Below are 18,676 nucleotides of genomic sequence, written 5' to 3' on the forward strand. Positions count from 1 at the left end.
CATTTTTCATTAGGTTTAGTCATATTTAAAAAGATAGCTAAACGTAGCTAATTTGCCAGTTTAACCCTATCGTCCATAACCAATGGGGTTAACAATAAATATGGAACACAAACATTACTTGGACCATGTAATTTCAGCTAGTTGATTCGTCGCTGTTTGATGAATAATAAGCCCATTATTACCCATTCGCATGTGCCTTATTAAGCCAGAATAAACGCCCTCTTTACTGGGTATTTGCCAGCTTTGCATGGTTTCGCTTGCAAGGTCGAACCTAACTAAGGTTTCAGGGCGTTTAGCTGACTCGTTAAACCAAATAGCGTCATCAGCATATTCAATGGCATACGGGTGACTATCTTCGCCACTGGGGTTATCCCACTGAGTGATTTTGCCTGTTTTAGGGTTGTAACGCCCCAGTTTACCCATGCCTGAGTTCACATAAAAAATCATATCATCAGGGGTAATTGCTAGTCTACGGGTATGGGTACTCGCACCGGGCAGCTTAATTTCAGTCAGTTTCATAGAATTTCTATCAACCTTAATCAAGCAGTTGCTGCCATTACACGACACCCAAGGCGTCCCACTTGAGTCAAGTTTTATACCATAGGGGCGAGAGCCTTTAGTGGGTAAAGTTGCCAGTTGTATATCGCCATTTTTAGGGTCTAATTTACCAATCATATTGCTATGTTGTAGAGTAAACCAAAATGTACCGGCATCATCAAATACACCTGTATGCGGGTCTCGGGCGTTTTTATCTGGCATTTCATAAACTTTAAACTGCTCAGTTGCCAAATCTAAATACCCTACAGTGCCATTTTTATTGCCTAAAAACCAAGGCGTCAGGCTTTTATCAAGGGACACACTATGAGCAAACGTTCCACTTGGCAAAGTATACTCTTTCATCTCTCCTGTTTGCGGGTCTAACCGACCAAGAATATTCCCCCATTGGCCAACCCACCAAATAATTCCGTCTTTACCCTGTACTGGATCCCGCGCACGTTGGCCAAGTGTTGGCACTTGCCAATATTTAAAGTTTAACTTGAGATCTCCATCAACTACCTTTGAGTCACGCTTAGCGTTAACTGGATAATGTTCTGCTAAATAAGCACTTATGTCTTCAGTTAATTGCGTATCTGAGCCAGTATCAACCATGTAGCTAATAAGCGTTTTCCAATGTTCTTGGCTATAACCCGCACTGCGATCGAGATTCTTAAGGCTATGGCAACTACTGCATAACTGTTCAACTAATTGCTTCGGCTCTTTGGCCAAAACAGATACTGGTGAAATTAATACTCCTGATACGGCCATTACAGCTACATATTTATTAACTACAGATTTATCCCTACTCATAACGCCCCCTTACTTTTTTATCATTAAAGCATAGGGTAAAAACACTTACCATCAATGTTTATTTTGCAATAATTACCACGCTTTAGCGCCAATATTAAAAATAGTTTATCGTCAAATTAAACCTCATTATATAAAAACCTTACCGCCACATTGCTGACTGCCAACAAGCTCAGGTATAATCACTTTTTCAGGCTTTATTTTCAGCCATCTAATTTGGATTACACAATGAAAAAACTCTCTGCCGTGCAAATCAAGCAACAAACACTTGTACTGAATGTTGCCGACACAATAGAAGAACAAGGTCGCAATGAACTAAAAGGTATGTTGCAATGCTGGTTTGATGTGGAATATCACTTATTCCCAGGTTCACTACTGATGTGTTTTCAATTTGAGGATGAACAAGCACTAGCGGCAGCAGAACCAGAACTTTTAAAATGGCAAAAACGCTTAAGCGGTGCAATGCTTAAAAAAGGCGTAATTTTAAAAGATATGCGCAAGCATTTAGTATTCACCCTTAAAGGGCCTGATGATTAAAATGTAACAAATAAACAGTTATGGGGGAGTAAGCTCTAATGTACGACAACGCTCGCGAATACGTTTGATAATAACATCGTATATGTGATCAGGGATCGGTGTGCGAAAGCCATCATCAATGACCTTAAGCACTTTAACTTTCAGCGCTTGTAACTGTTTTTCTACCATAGATTTAGGCAGACCAATATTAACACCAAGTTGAACGAAATCATCTTTAGTATAAAAACCAAAGATGTTATAGGCGTCACTAAAATCACCTTCTCCCCCTTCTTCAATAGCAAGAACACCAAAAGACATAAAACACGCCTGGTCGAATACAGGGTAAGGTGCCAAACTCAACATATCATACATGGGCGTAACTAAATCCATAATATTATTGTTTTTATTTGGCTTTCTTTGCATTGAAAAGTTCTTTAAATGCAAATCGTTGTTACCGACTATGTGGCTGAATACAACTTGTAAAAACAACTTTAGCGTCACAGCTTTACTGTTGCCTGCACACCGAGTCAATTTGATAAGTACATTCTCATAACTCAAAGCATCACTATCTTTGTGCTTTGGATGAACTTGGCACAGCGATGCCCCATCTTCGATTAAATAACGTTGCTGCTTGTCGATTACATCAAAGCGCTTAGTTATATAAGCAAGCTCACCATTCTCAAATGGAACCAGCCCGCAATCCGCAACATCAAAGCCAACTTTTCTAGCCAATTGCATAATGAAAAATTCGTTTTCCGGTAGAAAAGGCGCAGCTTCTGGTGCAGGTTTAACAATATATTGCCCACCGGATACTGTAGGTATAAGTTTATTACCTTCTAATTTCATAAGTAACTTCCGCTGTACACCTGATATCGATTGCCCATTCGCATGATCAACTGCATAATCATTAAAATTAGCAGGTGAGCCAACAATAGTTACTTTCTGCTGATTTAGCACTTTAGAGTCAGGAATAGGGACACTTATCAACTGACGATCCGTTAAGTTTGATACTTTACCCGCTGCAATAGCAACAGCACCAATTAACTCCTTACCATTAGCACACAGCAAACCAAACTCATCATTTTTATCGAGCCTTGCTTTATTTGCTTGATGTTTACGCAACCACCCCTCTGATAACAAATTAGTAAAAAATGGCGGGAGAATGTCAAAGCAAAATGGTTCACTCCTTAGTGGAAAATGATGCCCAATTGGCACACCTTTCATTAGATAATTTTCATCATAGACAAAACTGTATTCCTCCTTACCTGATAGACTCTTATCCCTATATTCTATAAGTTCTCCTGCTCTGCCATGATTTATAAACAGCGTTGCCCTGCGATTAATTTCCATAACATCTTCCTACCAGTAATTGATAATCCCCTAATACACTTAAGATAGACTCTATGGTTGACCGTTTAGCTGATCCAGGGCTGTTATATGCTTTATAAAGGGTCGCTTTGCTAATTGAAGCGAGTTCGCAAAAGATATCTATTGTGATGCTATTATCTGTGCAATATTGATTAACGCGATCCCTAATATCAGACAACGGAAAAGTTTCATCATGGTTGAAATATGAAGACTCTAACCGTTCAATTTCTTGCAAGAGTGTTAATATCTGTTGTTTCAAATTGTATAGACTACTCATTACCTTCAACTCCTTAAATTAATGGCTCATAGAAGTGAACCAAAACTATAATAAGTTCATTATAGTAAACAACAATATATCCACAAGATTAAAAGTACACTAAAATAAACTTAAACAACAAAAAGTACACTAGACAGATATAAAACATGCCAAACTTAATGTAATACTCACAAAAATGAACTACAAACAAAAAAAGTATGCAAAACTAAACTTAAAACCTGAACAAAATTAGCGATTAAAATTTCAAATTCAGACAAACCACGCTTATTTAAGCGCTTTCAAGGCCTCGTTGGTTCACATGCTTAATCAACTCAGGGAAGAATGCTAAAAAAATAGCATCTAATTCAGTGTAATGACGGGTAATATCTTCAGCAGCGCCAGTAAAAGTGTTACTAAAGCGAATACGCGTTGCAATATTATCAAGTGCCAGCCCCACACCGTCGAGGGTTTCGTATTCTTTAAACCAATCGTTTTCGGTCAAACTGGTGACTACTCGCTGCATTTTACCCGGCATAACAGAAATACGCTGTTGTAAAAAACCATAACTCATTTGCTTAAAATCACACAATGGTTGGGTGTTAAAAGCATGCCAATGTTGAATTAAAAAATGATCAAATAGCACGTCAATCGCCACCCCAGCAAAGCGCTTACGCCCAGGTGAAAAATACTGTTTCGCTTCTTTCACTAAGGGGTGAGCATCAGTAAATTTATCGACTAAATAATGGTTATCTAATGCATTTACAACTGTGGTGGGTAATTGTTCTATATGCTTACGCCCACCAAAATCCCCGAGTAAATTTCCAAAGTGTGAATCGGCCGTAGGCTTTGCTAAATAAAGGTGAGCTAAGTAATTCAAGATATCCCTTAGAGTTCGTTATGCAATAAAAGCATACGTGAATTTAGCTATAGAGGAAATGACAGCTATTAAATAAGCCCAAAGAGATGCTAACGCCACGGTATTAAAGTTGGGGCAGATAAAATACCCCATTGCATTAACCTTTTAGTATACTTTCAAAGCGGGCTTGTAAGCGTCCGCCTATAAGTTTAACTCTAGAGTGCATTTGCGCCATCCACTTAGCATCGTTACGTGAACTATCAGACACTGATAAATCGCGACTATTAGGGCCCATATACATAAATGCATCCACCATATCGGCAAGCTTTGCATCTTGCATTTTCATGGTTGCGAGGGTGTTTTTAGCTTTAGGTAAAATATCGGCAAAATCCACTGAGCGCAATACCGTATTGTTTGTAGCAATAATCCCTCGCTGTGCTGGTTCAAACGCCTTAGCTAAAGGCTCTGGGATCATCGGCCATATAGCATAAGTGGAGTGTGGTTTTTCATGCTCTATTTTATCAATTAATGTATGTTCTTTTTGCTTGCTAGAAAGTAAATGAAAGCCACCAAAAACCAACACCGCTTTTTCGCCGCTATTGAGTAAAGGTTTTATTTGCTGAAAAAAGCCATCAACTTTATTTTCAGCAGCTTGACGCCACTGTTCTGAGTTTTGCACTTGTGCCCAATCAAAATACGACTCTGCAAGTACCACGCGAATTTTCTTTGTATGTTCGGGTACTAAATTATAAGCCCTCACAGCTTTGAAAAAGTCTACATACTCATCACTAAGCCAAGCAGTAAAATAAATAGTCTCACGAGTAACTAATGGTAGGCGTGACTCATCAACATCGGCGCCGCTTACATACTCATCTACCCACGATTGGTACTTTTGGTTTCCAAATTCCACAACAACCATGCTTGCCTGCTCTACTACCCGCTCAGAGGTCACCAGCTTTGTAATTGCAGCCATATAATTTGCATAATAATGGGCATCACCTAAGCCAACAAATTGTGCATTTTCAAACGCATTCACCATCACATTTTCTGCGGGTAATAGTGCTGCTTGTAGCGCTCTTTGCTGTTCAATAGAAAAAGATTGCGTCGTTGCACCGAAATAGCCACAACCAGACAAACCTAACAAACCAACCAATACCATACACTTAAATACTGACTTCATAATAATTGAGTTCTAAAATTTGAATACTATAAAGTGTATATAACTACGCCAAAAAATAAAAGATATTAAAAATCATTTTCATTTGCATGGGTGGGCAAGCGCAATAGCGCTGAGAAGTGCAAATCAAAGTGCTAAATTTGAAGTAGAGCCTAAGCATGTCAACAGGGCCCCATATTCACATTATTATAATTACCGTTTTGTTTTCGATACTCATTAGGAATACCGCCCACAATACTTTTAAACACACGATTAAACGTTGCAAGGGAAGAAAAGCCGCTCTCAAGTGCAATGCTCAAAATACTCCATTCTTTAGCTTGTTCACTTGCTAATAACTCTTTCGCATAATTTACACGGTATTGATTAATAAACAGATTAAAGTTAGCCACCTTATAATGATATCGAATAGCGCGGCTAATTTTGTATTCAGGCACCTGAAGTGCTTGTGCAAAATCTGAAATTTTAAGATTTGTTTGTAAGAATAACTGCTGCTCGTCCATCAGTTTAGAAATGCCTGCCACCAACTCGGGTGGTATTTGCTCTTGATGATTACTATCACTGGAATGCTTTACTTCATCACTATCAAAACCAACCTTATTCTCATCATTTTGATCTCGCGTTTTTTTGTGTGAATTACTTGCTTGAAGAGTCATGACCGTGTGCATTGCAAATACAATTAACAGCGCAGAAGAGGTGATAATTAGCGGATTATAGAGCTCAATCTCCGCTGGGCTAAATATAAATACAGGTAATATACTGGCATTTACAACCGCTAAAAAGTACGCACTAGCAAAAATCACCGACTGCACTTTTTGAGCGTGTGTTTTGCTATTGAAACCTCTCAGCGATTCCCAAAAAGAAAGCACTAAAATGCACGATGAAAGTAAACCTGTTATTTCATTCATGCCTTGTTTTAATCGCCACATTATATGACTGCTAGAAAGTGGTTGCGGGTCAAGGCTAACCAAATAGTGCCATGTTTGATTAAACATGATCAAAAGCGCGATAGTTGCAGCAACGGCCACATGTCTGCGTGAAATAGGATTGTGTTCACGAAATAAGGCCCGTGAAATTAACCACGAAACATTACACGTTGCGCAAGTAAACAAGCCAATAAAATACTGATATTCACCCACGCTCGGTGCACTGAGTTTTTGCGCCCCCACCATACACAGCGAGCCACAAAATACGACAAATAAATAGTGAACCAGCTGCTTATCTTTTTTAAGCGCATTTAAAAGCATCAAGCTCATACAAATGAAAACCAGCAGAAAATAAGGAGACGTATTTTGCATAACAGTGCGCTTTTAACCTGACGTATAAACTTACCTAGTTAACATAGTACAAAGTAACTTTTCAGTTAGCAAAAAGACTTTGTTAGGGAATGTGTCTGTAGAAGTTAATTAATTCTCAAAATTACCCATATATCATTGCTCAAATTTCAAATTTGATAAGAAACCGCCCTTCAAGCCCTTTATATTTGCGTTATTCGTTTTATGAAGAAAAAGAAAATACACATGTATAAAATCAAACTTAACCCAAATTCATTGCTTAATAGCAGTAAAAAAATATGGTTTATCTGCCTGCTGATGGCACAACTCTGCTTTGTTATTTACCTCACCTTGGGGTACGGGCTTACGGGGGTCACTAGCGGAATATCTGGTTGGAATCGGCTAAATAGCAGCGCCTATGTTGCTAATGATGCAACAGGAAACTTCATGTATGCGGCACATGTATTATTAGCGATTGTGATGATTATAGGCGGCAGCTTACAATTAATCCCCGCTATACGAACAAAGCACCCTCGCTTTCACCGTTATAACGGCCGTATTTTTGTGCTATTAGCCTGCACCATTTCAATGGCAGGTATTTACCTAATACTCGCCAGAGGAACCGTTGGCAATACCTTAATGCATGGGTTAACTATCTTTGGCGGCTGCGTGGTTATTTTATCAAGTATGTTAGCTGTAACAGCAGCCAGAAAACGTAATATTGGTCTTCATAAAATATGGGCAATACGCTTATACCTTGCAGCAAATGGGGTATTATTTTTTCGCTTGATGATTTTTGCTTGGTTCTTAATATTTGGTACTTTAGGAATCGATACCACCACGTTTACCGGCCCAACGGTGTTAGCTATAAGTATTTGCTCATATGTGCTCCCTTTGCTTATTGCTGAGCTGGTAAGGTATGCAGAAAATACCACGAATAAAGTTATTACACTTGCCACTGCAAGCTTAATGGTATTGATCGCCATTGTATTTTTAGTGGGTTTATTTGGGGTCGTGTTAGCCAACTGGTACCCTGCAGTGATTAACTAATAAGTACTTTATTAGGATCTCTTAAAGCCCCCCCCTTATAAAAGGGGGAAACTAGATTTAGGTCGCCTTATCAGTGAATAGCTTTAGTTGATAAATCAACACTAGGATCTGTAATACGCGAATAAATGAGCCCGAGCTTATCTAGTGGAAGCCTATTATTCAGTCTTTGGTAACCCCCGGTAACCCACTGCTGATTACGTTGCTGTGCAACCACAAACGAGAATACATAATAACTTTCTTGGCCCATTCTTAAGTCACTCATTATTAACTTTTCATCTTGTTGATACACACCGTAAAGGCCTTTGGTGAAGTTTTGCAATAATGTGATGGGCTTTTCTGTATCAAGCTGAGTTAATAATGTATTTGTTGTCGGGTAAAAATCTATATCAATATTTTCTATTACATCAAATACTGACGCATAAATCTCATAATGACCCTGTTCAGTTACAGCGACTGCCCGCCAAAGCAGCGTATTTAGCGCTGTGGGCGTACTTTCATAGTGGGTAAATTCAATATTCTTATTGTCCAGCGCCAGATGAATCTTCTCATTGATATGCCACTTTGCAACTAAGCTCCAGATTAAATAAAACGAACTGAGAATCAACGCGCAGCTATTAATGTACTGCGCATAGGGCTTAAAACGCTCAAAACACAATATGATCGTTGAGACTATCAATGGCACAGTGTACGCGGGGTCAATAATAAACATACTTGAAATGCCAAATGGGTATGTCGAAAGCGGCCACAGTAACTGTGTGCCGTACACTGTAAAACTATCAAGTAAGACGTGGGTACTCAAAATTAAAAAAAATGGCCACAGACCATCTATTACACGAAACACTTTTAGCCCAATTCATTTTAAGCATTAGCCAGGCAAATAAAGGGCTAAGTAAAAGCTGCATCAATAGAGAATGACTAAAGCTGCGGTGATAAACAAAGTTTTCAATCTCTGAGCCGCAATTTATCAAAACATCTAAATCAGGCAAAGTGCCAAACGCCGCACCAACCAGTAATGACTTTCGACCAAGCTTATTGCCTAATACTGAATAAGCAACTGCGCTGCCAAGTACAACCTGTGTCAATGAATCCAATGAAAACTCCTTATAAAATAGCTTAACCAATAGACTATGTTGTACTGCTTTATCATCGGTGTCGATCTCAATGAATAATTAGTTTGCAATTAGCCCCAACTGAAAAAGCCAGCGCATTTACAACGTTAATTTGATACCCTAATTCAAACTATAAAATACTCAAAACTAACGTCATACACCACTGTTTTATAAAATACTAACTTGCTAATAATGAGAAAAAATATGCATAAAATAAATCTATTGGCTCTTTCTTTAACTCTTTTTTCATTGCCAAGCCTCGCTGATGACAATACCGATTTAAAAAATATAATTGATCAGCACTGGCAACATGCACAAAATGAAAAAATATTTTTCCGTACCGATCCTGACGGGTGGAAACCCAATGGCAAACTTGCAAACTGGACTGAGCAAGCAATACAAAAACGCCAAACATATAACAACCAAGTGTTGCAAAAACTAGCCGCTATTAACGAGCAATCTCTCAGTAAAACTCAGTTAATGAATTACCGACTTTTTAAATACGAGCGCGAAACCGAGCAAAAAAGCTACCAGTCACTTGATAAGTACTTTCCTGTAAACTTTTTAAGTGGTTGGCACACGTACTTTGCAGAGGCTCCCGCTAACATGGCGTTTTTAACCACCGCCGACTACGACAACTTTTTAATCAGTTTGGATGACTACCCTCGCTTTAATCAAGAAAACATAAGCTTGATGAAAGAAGGTGTACAACGTGGCTACACACATTACTGCACCACTTTTAAAAACTACGATAAGAGCATAAGTGCGCATATTGTCAAAGATCCCAAAAACAGTGCCTTATACGAGCCATTCACTCGTATGCCCAACACCTTTAGCCAACAGCAAAAGGCAGCTTATCAAGAAAAAGCAAAAAAACTGATTAGCAATAAAGTGATCCCTGCATACCAACATTTTTATGATTTTTTTGTTGATGATTACATGCCAAATTGTAGGACTGAGCCTGGCATTTCAAGTATTAAAGGTGGACTTGAGTATTATCAATATGCAGTAAATTACTACACTACCACACAAGCAACACCTAAAGAGATCCATGAGTTAGGTCTACAAGAAGTTGCACGTATTAAAGCCCAAATGCAGGCCATTATTGACTCCCTAAATTTTAAAGGCACTTATGCTGACTTTTTACAGTTTTTAGCGACTGATCCGCAATTTTATGCCACAGACAAACAAGATTTGTTAGAAAAAGCAGCCTTTATTACGCAAAAATGTATGGCAAATTACCAACCTATTTTGGTCATTTACCACGTAATACCTTCGCAATTAAAGACTCAGCAAGTCGAGGTGCTTTTTATATGCCACCGACAGATAATCGCTCTGCTGGTACTTACTTTTTAGCCTCAACGCCTTCGTTACAACCGTTATATAATTTAGAAGCCTTAAGTTTGCACGAAGCTATACCGGGCCATCATTTACAAAATGCGATAGCAATGGAGCTTGATGTACCTAAATTCAGACGTACTTTAAACCACTCCGCGTTTGGTGAAGGTTGGGGACTCTATGCAGAGCGCCTTGGTAAAGAAGCTGGTTTTTATCAAGACCCATACAGCGACTTTGGCCGCTTAGGCTACGAAATGTGGCGCGCAGTTAGGTTGGTTGTTGATACTGGTATTCACGCATTTGGCTGGAGTCGAGAGCGCGCAATTAATTATCTAAACGAGTACACAGCACTGCCACAAAGTGCCGTAGAAGACCAAATTGATCGTTATATATCATGGCCTGCTCAAGCGCTTTCTTACAAAATGGGCGAGTTAAAAATACGCGAGCTCCGGGCAAAAGCAGAAAAAGAGCTTGGGGCTAATTTTGACATTCGCCGCTTTCACGACACCATAATAGGCCAAGGCTCACTGCCGATAGCTGTGCTCGAAGAAGTCATCAACGACTGGATTGCACAACAGAAAAAGTAGCACTCATTGCATTTGATTAATGCAAATTTATGTAATAAGTTCAGCTAACAACCATTAAATAATCGTTGTTGACTGAACTTTTATTGGATTTCCTCCCACAGGCCAGCACAGCAGAAACCATAAAATAGAACCCAAGCTTAATTAACCGATTAGCTATAACTAAAACACTTACTCGATTACAATTGTATTTTACAAATTCAGTAAAGAGTCAGCCCTATTTTGTTATCACTGTTACTGCATTTTGTCGGTGCTGCACAAGCTATAAACGCCTTGCTTAGCCTCAACTTTTAAATGCCACATTTAATACAGCAGATAGAGGCCACTTATTCATTATGACAACAACCTTTTTAAGTAACTCACAACAAATGGCTCTGCAACAAGCGCTGATCAAAAGCAAGCTTTTAAAGAGTGAAGCATTAAATAGTAATTACTCACCCTCACCAGAGCACAAAGCGTATAGCCTAATTGCTGTAACACTCTACCGCTTTAATTTACAAAAAATAAAATGGTCATCTTTTTTAAAAACAGCAATCAGCACAGTGGCCAATATATGCCAATGGCTATCTAACGAGCTTGTTAGATGTCAACAAAACTACAAAGCCCACCCTAATGAAAGCGAAATAATTGAGCAAAGTGCATTTTTTAATGGTGTTTTTAGTGAGGAACTCGCTTATATAGATACTTTACTGGGTACTGAAGTGCAGGCTAAGTAAAAAATTCAAGCTTTGGAGGCAAACTAAATGAATAACTTGATAATCATTTATTTTTAACCAATAAACCCAGCGTTTCACCTCCTCCCATACGACAAAGCATCTCCTTGTTCTCGCGGGTGAAGTTCAATTCTAAACTAAAACACAACCTATCCATACTGTAAAAATTTTGAAATTTTTAACCCTCCCACCTTGTTTTTACCTAAAAAGTGGACTTGATTTAAAAAAGTAATGAAACTTCATAAAAAGGATTTTGCAATGACTAAACTCATCATTATTGCTTGGTTACTTTTTTGTTCGCACGCTTACGCGACCAATATTTTTCAGCTTAACTCACAAGCTAACAATATAAATTTAACCGATATTCAACCAAACCACCCACAATGGAATGCCAGCTCAATTTATGTCGCCGGTGATGTTGTCACTCATAACAACAGCTTATTTATTGCCGCTTTTTGGGTTAAAGGTATTGAACCGATAGAAAACCAGCCCCATTGGGATGGTTGGATTTGGCTGCAAAATACAGTCATAGAAAAATGGCAAGCGAATAAAATATATCAAGCTGGCAGCCTTGTAAAACACGGAGTCGACTACTACCTTGCCCGCTACTGGAATGAGAATAACGAACCTAAACCTCACAGTAGCTGGCAGCGCATTAAAGATTTATTTTACCTAACCCCAGAACTACCACCTGAACACCCTGACGACTATAAAACGTTGGACGGGGTTGATCAAAATGACAACGGTATCCGCGACGATTATGAGCGCTATGTGTATGAAAAATTTGATTCTCCACAGCTCATCACCTTCAGTTTAGGTGCCGCTTCAACATTGCAACTGGTTATTGATATTAAGCAAGGCCGTATCCCAAATTTAGATACTGAGATTGGGAAGCAGATTATTTTAGATTTTATAAATATAAGCTTCTGCACTGAAATGATACAGAATACGTTCCCTTCTTATCGCAATCCTAAACTGATGTACTTTAATACTATAGATAGGGCCTATGCTAATCGTAAAGCACAAAATAAAGCTCATGATCTAATTCCTTGGGATGACGATTTTCATCTAGATGCTGATATGTCTTGCACAATATTAGAGGAAGTAATGAAATGAAAACTTGCTTATTAATCATCCTAATATTCTTTATTCCAAAGGCACAGGCCGAATTCGATAGTCTTGATAGGTATTGCTCAAAACAAATAGACCAACTGCGCTTGTTCTACGTTAATGGTATGTTTACTAGCTCGGATGATTTTCGAAAAAATTTAGCTTGGTTAGATAATTTTCAGATGACTAAATTAGGTAAATACCTTAAAGGTAGAGAACCAACGGGCAGCTATAACAAAGATGAAGACCTTCATATGCAAATATATGAAGTAGCAAAACAAAAATATGGCGATTTATCCCCTTTTTCAAATAAGTACCACCTCATAACTGCAATACTCGGTGGTACCGTCGATTCTCTTTCTCAGGAAAATATCGCCCATATTGAATCTGTAATTGAAGAAGTATTTTCAAGTGTAACTTATTCAAAGTTAAACGATACTGATTATAGAAATGCCTATCAAAAGCTGCTGTTTCAAATGCACTCTTGCAACCGTATTATTCTTATTGGTCACTCGCAAGGTAACTTTTACACCAATGCTCTTTTTGAGGAAACCATATCTACTTATCAATATAGCGACGGGTATCTTGCTTCCGATTATCCACTGGTTGGCCTAGCCGCAATAGCAACACCAACAAGTTCAATAGGAGGAAGTTTGGGGGAGGAATATAAAGAGATCATTTCACACCTTACACTTGACGAAGACTGGTTCATGCGAGCCGTAAGGATTTTATTTGGTAGTTTACCTTCAAACTATTCTGCTGAGTCTTTATTTGATTCAACTGGTCATGGGCTAATTGATGCGTATCTAAGAAATAATGCTGTTGCAAATGCAATAAGTGCTAAAATTGAATTTTCTATACAGAACCAAACTCCTTTCCCCTTATTTGAACAACACCCTATAAATTCAGATGCTTTTTCACATATAGGCTATTCAACGATTAATAAAGTTCTTGATCTCAAATTTGAATCAGGAGGTGTTTACCGTTATTACAATATACCCATCTTATTATGGGATAAGCTGTATTACTCAACATCAATGGGGAAGGTTTTTAATGATAATATTCGAGGTCAATACCCTTTTGATAAATTAGATATTGAAAGGCATGTGATTAACATTGCCGTGATGAATCTTCATGGTGTTACCGTATTGCTTTTTGGCTATGCCTATTGCAGTCTCAGATATTTCAATACCTGTTACATCAAAGCCATCATCGCTAAATACTTTGCCGTTTCGGCCGTAACCAAATCCTGGGATCAATAGCTTTTTCAAACCGTTATTTTTAAAAAGAGCGACTGATAACGCTGTGGTGGTTGACGGTTCATCACCCCACATCATTTGTTTATCTTTAAAGGTAGTTTCCCAAAATTTTTTATTTTTTGTCATACTGGCGGCCTTGTGTGCGCTGATAATTTAACTACAGCAACTCTTGTATTAATTGTTTATGTACACCTATACCTGCCATTACACCTGATGCAGAAGCAAATGTGGCATTTTGCATTGGGTTAGCTATATCGCCAGCGGCAAATACACCAGCAACTGTGGTTTGTTTAAAATCGTCGGTTACAACTACAGTGCCCATTGGTCCATCTGTAAACTCACAGCCTAAAAGCTCAGCAAACGGGCTCGCCATATGTGTTTTAGGCCCAACATATAAGCCCTCTAATTCAATGATACGACCATCGGCAAGTTTTACCGCAGAGACTTCAAGGTTATCCCCTAATACTTCAACAACGGGTGTATCTTCAAAGCTAACACCACGTTGCTGTAAAAATAATTTTTGCTCTGGATCGGGCTGGTATTCACCTTGCGAGAAATAAGTAGTTACGCCCCAATCAGGGATCATTCCTGCTTGATGTAAAGACATTGGCCCCGTTGCAATAACACCTAAAGAACGATTACGTAACTCATAACCGTGGCAGTAAGGGCAATGTATAACTGTTTTTCCCCAACGCGCTTTAACGCCCTTAATATCAGGCAATTCATCTTTTAAACCTGTGGCGAGAATTATTTTTTTACAAGCGATTGTTTCACCATTATTAATTTTTACGCTAAAGCCCTGCACTTCTTTATTAATATCAATCACTTTATCTTCAATAATAGTGACACTTTCATACGCTTGTAACTGCTGCCATGTTTTCTCTTTAATAGCCGATGGGCTGTATCCATCTAAGCCTAAAAAACCATGCGAATGATCAGTAAATCGGTTTCTTGGCTTACCTGCATCAATGACTGTTACTTTACGCTGAGCTCTTACTAATTGCGTAGCTGCGGAAATGCCCGCAAAACTTCCACCAATAATCACAACATCTTGCTTCATCTTTGTTCCTCATTTATAGCAAACCGATTCATCTATCAGCACCAACTCACGAAACATATTAAGTTACATGAGTTTGCAAAGTCAACACATGCAACATTAAAAGTATCGTGATATTATCAAGCACATAAAATAGCTGAGACTATTTATATAAAAAAGAAGAGAATAAGATGAGAAAAGACAGTCGCTTATCGCGCATGCTACATATTTTAATTCACATGGATCACATGGACGAGCCTGCAACATCAGACCATATAGCAACAATGCTACAAACCAACCCCGTGGTTGTAAGGCGTACCATGGCAAGGTTGCGCGATAGAGGTTATGTAACTTCGATAAAAGGACACGGCGGCGGCTGGCTTTTAAATGTGGCATTAGCAGATATAACCTTGCTAGATATTCACACCGCCTTAGGCGAAAGCTCTGTATTCACTATCGGCTTAAGTGATGAACATACAGAATGCCTAATTGAGAAAGCAGTAAACCGCGAACTCGCCAGTGCGCTTAAAGCCTCAGAAGATTTATTACTAGCACGTTTTGGTGAAGTAAGTTTAGATAAGCTAGCCTTCTAGTAGAATACGTAGCCACACTGCAATTTAGTTTAAAAAATAACAACACTTAATTTTTTGAATAAAAAGACCAGAAAACACAGCTACCTGCTTGACCCGAACTTTCTAATGGGTAACTCCCTTTGGTTTTCATCAAGACTAAATCACTGTATTACATATGTATTGTCACCTTTTTGTTGCTTAATCTAATATTTTTTGTTTCAAATCATGTGTTGTCACTTGATAAATTGTTAATATTTTCTTGAATTTATCCTTTGCTGAGTACAGCATTAGGTATTGTTAAATATATTCTGTGTCTGGATAGGAGTATAACAGTGACTTTAATTGAACTGATCACACAGTCAGCATTTACCGAGATAGCTACACTTTTGGTATTAGCTGCATTGTTGGGCTTTATAGGTTTACTGTTAAGACAACCATTGATTGTTAGCTTTATCGCCGTTGGCTTAATAGCCGGGCCTTCGGTGTTAGATATTGTTCATTCTAAAGAACAAATCCAACTTCTATCTGAGCTCGGAATTGCTGTACTGCTGTTTCTTGTTGGTATAAAGCTTGATGTAAAACTCATAAAATCCATTGGTAGTGTCTCTGTTTTAACCGGCCTTGGTCAGGTGGCGTTTACTTCCCTATTTGGCTATTTTATTGGTTTAGGCATTGGTTTAGATCATACCACCAGTCTGTATGTCGCAGTTGCTCTTACTTTTTCATCCACCATTATCATAGTCAAACTACTTTCAGATAAACGAGAAATAGAATCTTTACATGGTCAAATCGCCTTAGGCTTTTTAATTGTACAAGATCTTGTAGTTGTTATGGCGATGATAGTGCTGGCAACCATAGGTATAGGTTCAGGACATGGGGAAGATGGAAGCTCTTCCGTATGGCAGGTGGGAATTTCGGGTTTAGGTTTACTCGCTTTTGTTATTGTTTTTGTTCGTTATATTGCAAACCCATTAACAGAAAAGCTAGCTAAAGCCCCTGAATTATTAGTAGTTTACGCCATAGCACAAGCGGCTTTATTTGCCGCTATTGGTGACCTAGCAGGCTTAGGGATGGAAGTGGGAGGCTTATTAGCTGGGGTTGCTTTAGCGTCAACCCCTTATCGTGAAAGTATTGCCGCGCGACTCGCACCACTACGCGATTTCCTATTATTGTTTTTCTTTATCGCTTTAGGTGCCACATTAGATTTATCTTTACTTGGTAACCATCTAGCTGGTGCAATTATCTTTTCGCTATTTGTTCTTATTGGGAATCCACTTATTGTCGTAATTATTATGGGGCTTATGGGCTACAGTAAACGAACTGGTTTTCTTGCCGGCTTGACGGTAGCTCAAATTAGTGAATTTTCTTTGATCTTCATCGCGATGGGGATCAGTTTAGGTCATGTGCCACAAGATGTACTGGGCTTAGTGACCTTAGTTGGGATCATTACGATCGCAGCCTCAACATATATGATCACTTATTCCCACCAACTTTATTCAATATTTTCTCCCGTACTAAATATATTTGAGCGTTCAGGAGCTCCCCGTGAAAAAGTTGCCGACGATCATCCTGATAATCATTACCCTGTGATCATATTTGGGCTGGGTCGTCTTGGCACTGCGATTGCCCAACAGCTGAAAGCTAAAGGTATAAAGGTTTTAGGCATTGATTTTAACCCGTCAGCAATAAAAAGTTGGAACCATTTAGGATTAGATTGTGAATATGGTGATGCCACCGATGCTGAGTTTATTCTTGAATTACCACTCAAACATGCAAAGTGGGCTGTGTCTACAATCCCTCACTTACATACTGGTTTGTCATCAGAAGATCCACGTAGAACCGTAGTTCAATTAACCCGCTCCGCTGGTTACCAGGGCAAGTTAGCCGCGGTATCACAGAGTACAGCTGATAGTGAAGAACTCGCTTTGTTAGGTGTTGAGTTAATTTTAGAGCCTTTCCAAGATACAGCGGATCATGCTGCTGATATACTTATCCAAGGTGTTAAGTCGAGTAAATCGCTTTATAAGGAGATCGTAACATGAAAAGATTCAGTAACGTATTATATGTAATGAATGAACCGATGGATAAACCGTCACCGTCTTTACTACGTGCTATTTCATTAGCCAAAAATAGTCAGGCAGATCTAACCTTACTTTTGGTTATTCCAAGTTTACCCCTATCATCTGCGCTAAATAAAATAGGCATTGAAAGCCCTGAAATAGAGACCCTTACCCTGACTAAAGCAAATGAGAACCTACGCAGCCTTATTGCTTCATTGGATAATGACGTAAATATTAAAGCTGAAGTCAAAGTAGGTAAAAGATACTTAGAAAGTATCCGATCGGTATTGTCGAATAGCTTTGATATTTTACTCAAAGAAGTAGATAAACTTAGTTGGTTTGATCGGCTAATCACCAGTGATGATATGCATTTATTGCGCAATTGCCCATGCCCCGTTTGGTTAATGAAGCAAGATGAAAAACTCAATTATAAACAAATACTAGCAGCCGTAGACTTTGACTCTATAGATGAAAGTAACTGTAATCTTGAATTAAACAATACGATACTTGAGCTGGCATGTGCAATTTCGTTAGCTGAGTTTTCAACAACTCATGTAGTTAATGTATACGATGCGCCCAATGCAGGATTTATCAGCCTTTGGGTGGAAGATCCAGACAAAGTCGAAAAAGAGTTATATGAATTTGAGCATCGCCACAGTCAGCATAAAATGGAGCAACTATTAGAAAAGTTAAGACACACTTTAGGACAAAAATCTTATAACTTCTTATCTTTACGTTCACATATTATTAAGGGGACTGCGGAAGAAGAGTTACCTAAGGCTGCACAAGCGGTTGATGCCGATTTAGTTGTAATGGGAACAATTTCTCGTACCGGAGTTGCAGGTCTTGTGATTGGAAACACAGCAGAAACGATTCTTAACCAACTTGATAGTTCGATTTTAGCCGTCAAACCAAAAGGATTTATATCGCCCATAAGTCTTTGATAGAGCAGTAAAGTAAAAACTTTTATTTACGTAGCTAACCACTTTCTAAAAAGAAAATGCGAGGGTCACCCATTAGAAAGTTCCGGTCAAGCAGGCAGCTGTGTTTTCTTGAT

The 18,676-nt window shown here is 38.7% G+C and carries 16 protein-coding genes and 2 pseudogenes; 9 read left to right on the top strand and 9 right to left on the bottom strand.

Features of this window, described 5'->3' with window-relative positions; translation table 11 throughout:
* Positions 1-114: 114 nt before the first annotated feature.
* Entirely contained in the window at positions 115-1,347 is a 1,233-nt protein-coding gene (locus ACU8V8_RS12190) for a Vgb family protein (RefSeq protein WP_446887668.1), read from the bottom strand.
* A gap of 225 nt (positions 1,348-1,572) precedes the next feature.
* On the opposite strand from ACU8V8_RS12190, the gene ACU8V8_RS12195 reads away from it, so the two are divergent.
* On the top strand, positions 1,573-1,881 hold the full coding sequence (locus ACU8V8_RS12195; RefSeq protein WP_446887669.1) for a hypothetical protein: 309 nt from the start codon (positions 1,573-1,575) through the stop codon (positions 1,879-1,881).
* An 18-nt stretch (positions 1,882-1,899) separates the two neighbouring features.
* Here the strand turns inward: ACU8V8_RS12195 and ACU8V8_RS12200 are convergent, their stop codons facing one another.
* The 4 genes from ACU8V8_RS12200 to ACU8V8_RS12215 form a co-directional block, all read right to left on the bottom strand.
* Positions 1,900-3,210, bottom strand: a complete 1,311-nt coding sequence (locus tag ACU8V8_RS12200; protein WP_446887670.1) for a type II toxin-antitoxin system HipA family toxin — start codon at positions 3,208-3,210, stop codon at positions 1,900-1,902.
* Positions 3,211-3,773: 563 nt separating this feature from the next.
* The gene (locus ACU8V8_RS12205) at positions 3,774-4,361 is read right to left on the bottom strand and encodes an acyl carrier protein phosphodiesterase (RefSeq protein WP_446887671.1); all 588 of its coding nucleotides are present in this window, start codon (positions 4,359-4,361) and stop codon (positions 3,774-3,776) included.
* A gap of 136 nt (positions 4,362-4,497) precedes the next feature.
* Positions 4,498-5,520 carry a hypothetical protein gene (locus tag ACU8V8_RS12210; protein ID WP_446887672.1) on the bottom strand — a complete coding sequence of 341 codons (1,023 nt, stop codon included), beginning with the start codon at positions 5,518-5,520 and terminating at the stop codon, positions 4,498-4,500.
* Positions 5,521-5,678: 158 nt separating this feature from the next.
* Positions 5,679-6,770, bottom strand: coding sequence for a helix-turn-helix domain-containing protein (locus tag ACU8V8_RS12215; RefSeq protein ID WP_446887673.1), 1,092 nt, complete (start codon positions 6,768-6,770; stop codon positions 5,679-5,681).
* 264 nt (positions 6,771-7,034) lie between these two features.
* On the opposite strand from ACU8V8_RS12215, the gene ACU8V8_RS12220 reads away from it, so the two are divergent.
* Positions 7,035-7,838, top strand: coding sequence for a DUF2306 domain-containing protein (locus ACU8V8_RS12220; RefSeq protein ID WP_446887674.1), 804 nt, complete (start codon positions 7,035-7,037; stop codon positions 7,836-7,838).
* 70 nt (positions 7,839-7,908) lie between these two features.
* Here the strand turns inward: ACU8V8_RS12220 and ACU8V8_RS12225 are convergent, their stop codons facing one another.
* Positions 7,909-8,637 carry a metal-dependent hydrolase gene (locus tag ACU8V8_RS12225; RefSeq protein WP_446887675.1) on the bottom strand — a complete coding sequence of 243 codons (729 nt, stop codon included), beginning with the start codon at positions 8,635-8,637 and terminating at the stop codon, positions 7,909-7,911.
* The gene (locus ACU8V8_RS12230; RefSeq protein ID WP_446887676.1) at positions 8,615-8,929 is read right to left on the bottom strand and encodes a metal-dependent hydrolase; all 315 of its coding nucleotides are present in this window, start codon (positions 8,927-8,929) and stop codon (positions 8,615-8,617) included. Before ACU8V8_RS12230 ends, ACU8V8_RS12225 begins: the two co-directional genes overlap by 23 nt.
* A gap of 222 nt (positions 8,930-9,151) precedes the next feature.
* Between ACU8V8_RS12230 and ACU8V8_RS12235 the strand changes: the two are divergent.
* The 4 genes and pseudogenes from ACU8V8_RS12235 to ACU8V8_RS12250 all read left to right on the top strand — a co-directional run bounded on the left by ACU8V8_RS12235 (position 9,152) and on the right by ACU8V8_RS12250 (position 13,954).
* Positions 9,152-10,872 (top strand): annotated as a pseudogene (locus ACU8V8_RS12235) (DUF885 domain-containing protein).
* Positions 10,873-11,204: 332 nt separating this feature from the next.
* Positions 11,205-11,585 (top strand): hypothetical protein, encoded by a 381-nt coding sequence (locus ACU8V8_RS12240; RefSeq protein WP_446887677.1) that lies wholly within the window; start codon positions 11,205-11,207, stop codon positions 11,583-11,585.
* A 255-nt stretch (positions 11,586-11,840) separates the two neighbouring features.
* Positions 11,841-12,698 carry a chitodextrinase gene (locus tag ACU8V8_RS12245; RefSeq protein ID WP_446887678.1) on the top strand — a complete coding sequence of 286 codons (858 nt, stop codon included), beginning with the start codon at positions 11,841-11,843 and terminating at the stop codon, positions 12,696-12,698.
* Positions 12,695-13,954, top strand: coding sequence for a KTSC domain-containing protein (locus ACU8V8_RS12250; protein ID WP_446887679.1), 1,260 nt, complete (start codon positions 12,695-12,697; stop codon positions 13,952-13,954). The genes ACU8V8_RS12245 and ACU8V8_RS12250 overlap by 4 nt, the downstream gene beginning before the upstream one ends.
* Here ACU8V8_RS12250 and ACU8V8_RS12255 read toward each other — a convergent pair.
* Positions 13,850-14,077: pseudogene (locus ACU8V8_RS12255) on the bottom strand (methyltransferase domain-containing selenoprotein MduS); the annotation flags it as partial. The gene ACU8V8_RS12250 and the pseudogene ACU8V8_RS12255 sit on opposite strands and share 105 nt — an antisense overlap.
* A 31-nt stretch (positions 14,078-14,108) precedes the next feature.
* Complete coding sequence (locus ACU8V8_RS12260) at positions 14,109-15,011, bottom strand: NAD(P)/FAD-dependent oxidoreductase (protein WP_446887680.1); 903 nt, start codon at positions 15,009-15,011, stop codon at positions 14,109-14,111.
* 167 nt (positions 15,012-15,178) lie between these two features.
* Between ACU8V8_RS12260 and ACU8V8_RS12265 the strand changes: the two genes are divergently transcribed.
* From ACU8V8_RS12265 to ACU8V8_RS12275, 3 genes are all read left to right on the top strand, one after another.
* On the top strand, positions 15,179-15,580 hold the full coding sequence (locus ACU8V8_RS12265) for an Rrf2 family transcriptional regulator (RefSeq protein WP_446887681.1): 402 nt from the start codon (positions 15,179-15,181) through the stop codon (positions 15,578-15,580).
* A 311-nt stretch (positions 15,581-15,891) separates the two neighbouring features.
* Positions 15,892-17,601 (top strand): cation:proton antiporter, encoded by a 1,710-nt coding sequence (locus ACU8V8_RS12270; RefSeq protein WP_446887682.1) that lies wholly within the window; start codon positions 15,892-15,894, stop codon positions 17,599-17,601.
* Entirely contained in the window at positions 17,598-18,563 is a 966-nt protein-coding gene (locus tag ACU8V8_RS12275) for a universal stress protein (RefSeq protein WP_446887683.1), read from the top strand. Before ACU8V8_RS12270 ends, ACU8V8_RS12275 begins: the two co-directional genes overlap by 4 nt.
* Positions 18,564-18,676 lie beyond the last annotated feature (113 nt).

Source organism: Pseudoalteromonas sp. SaAl2 (genome assembly GCF_052947895.1).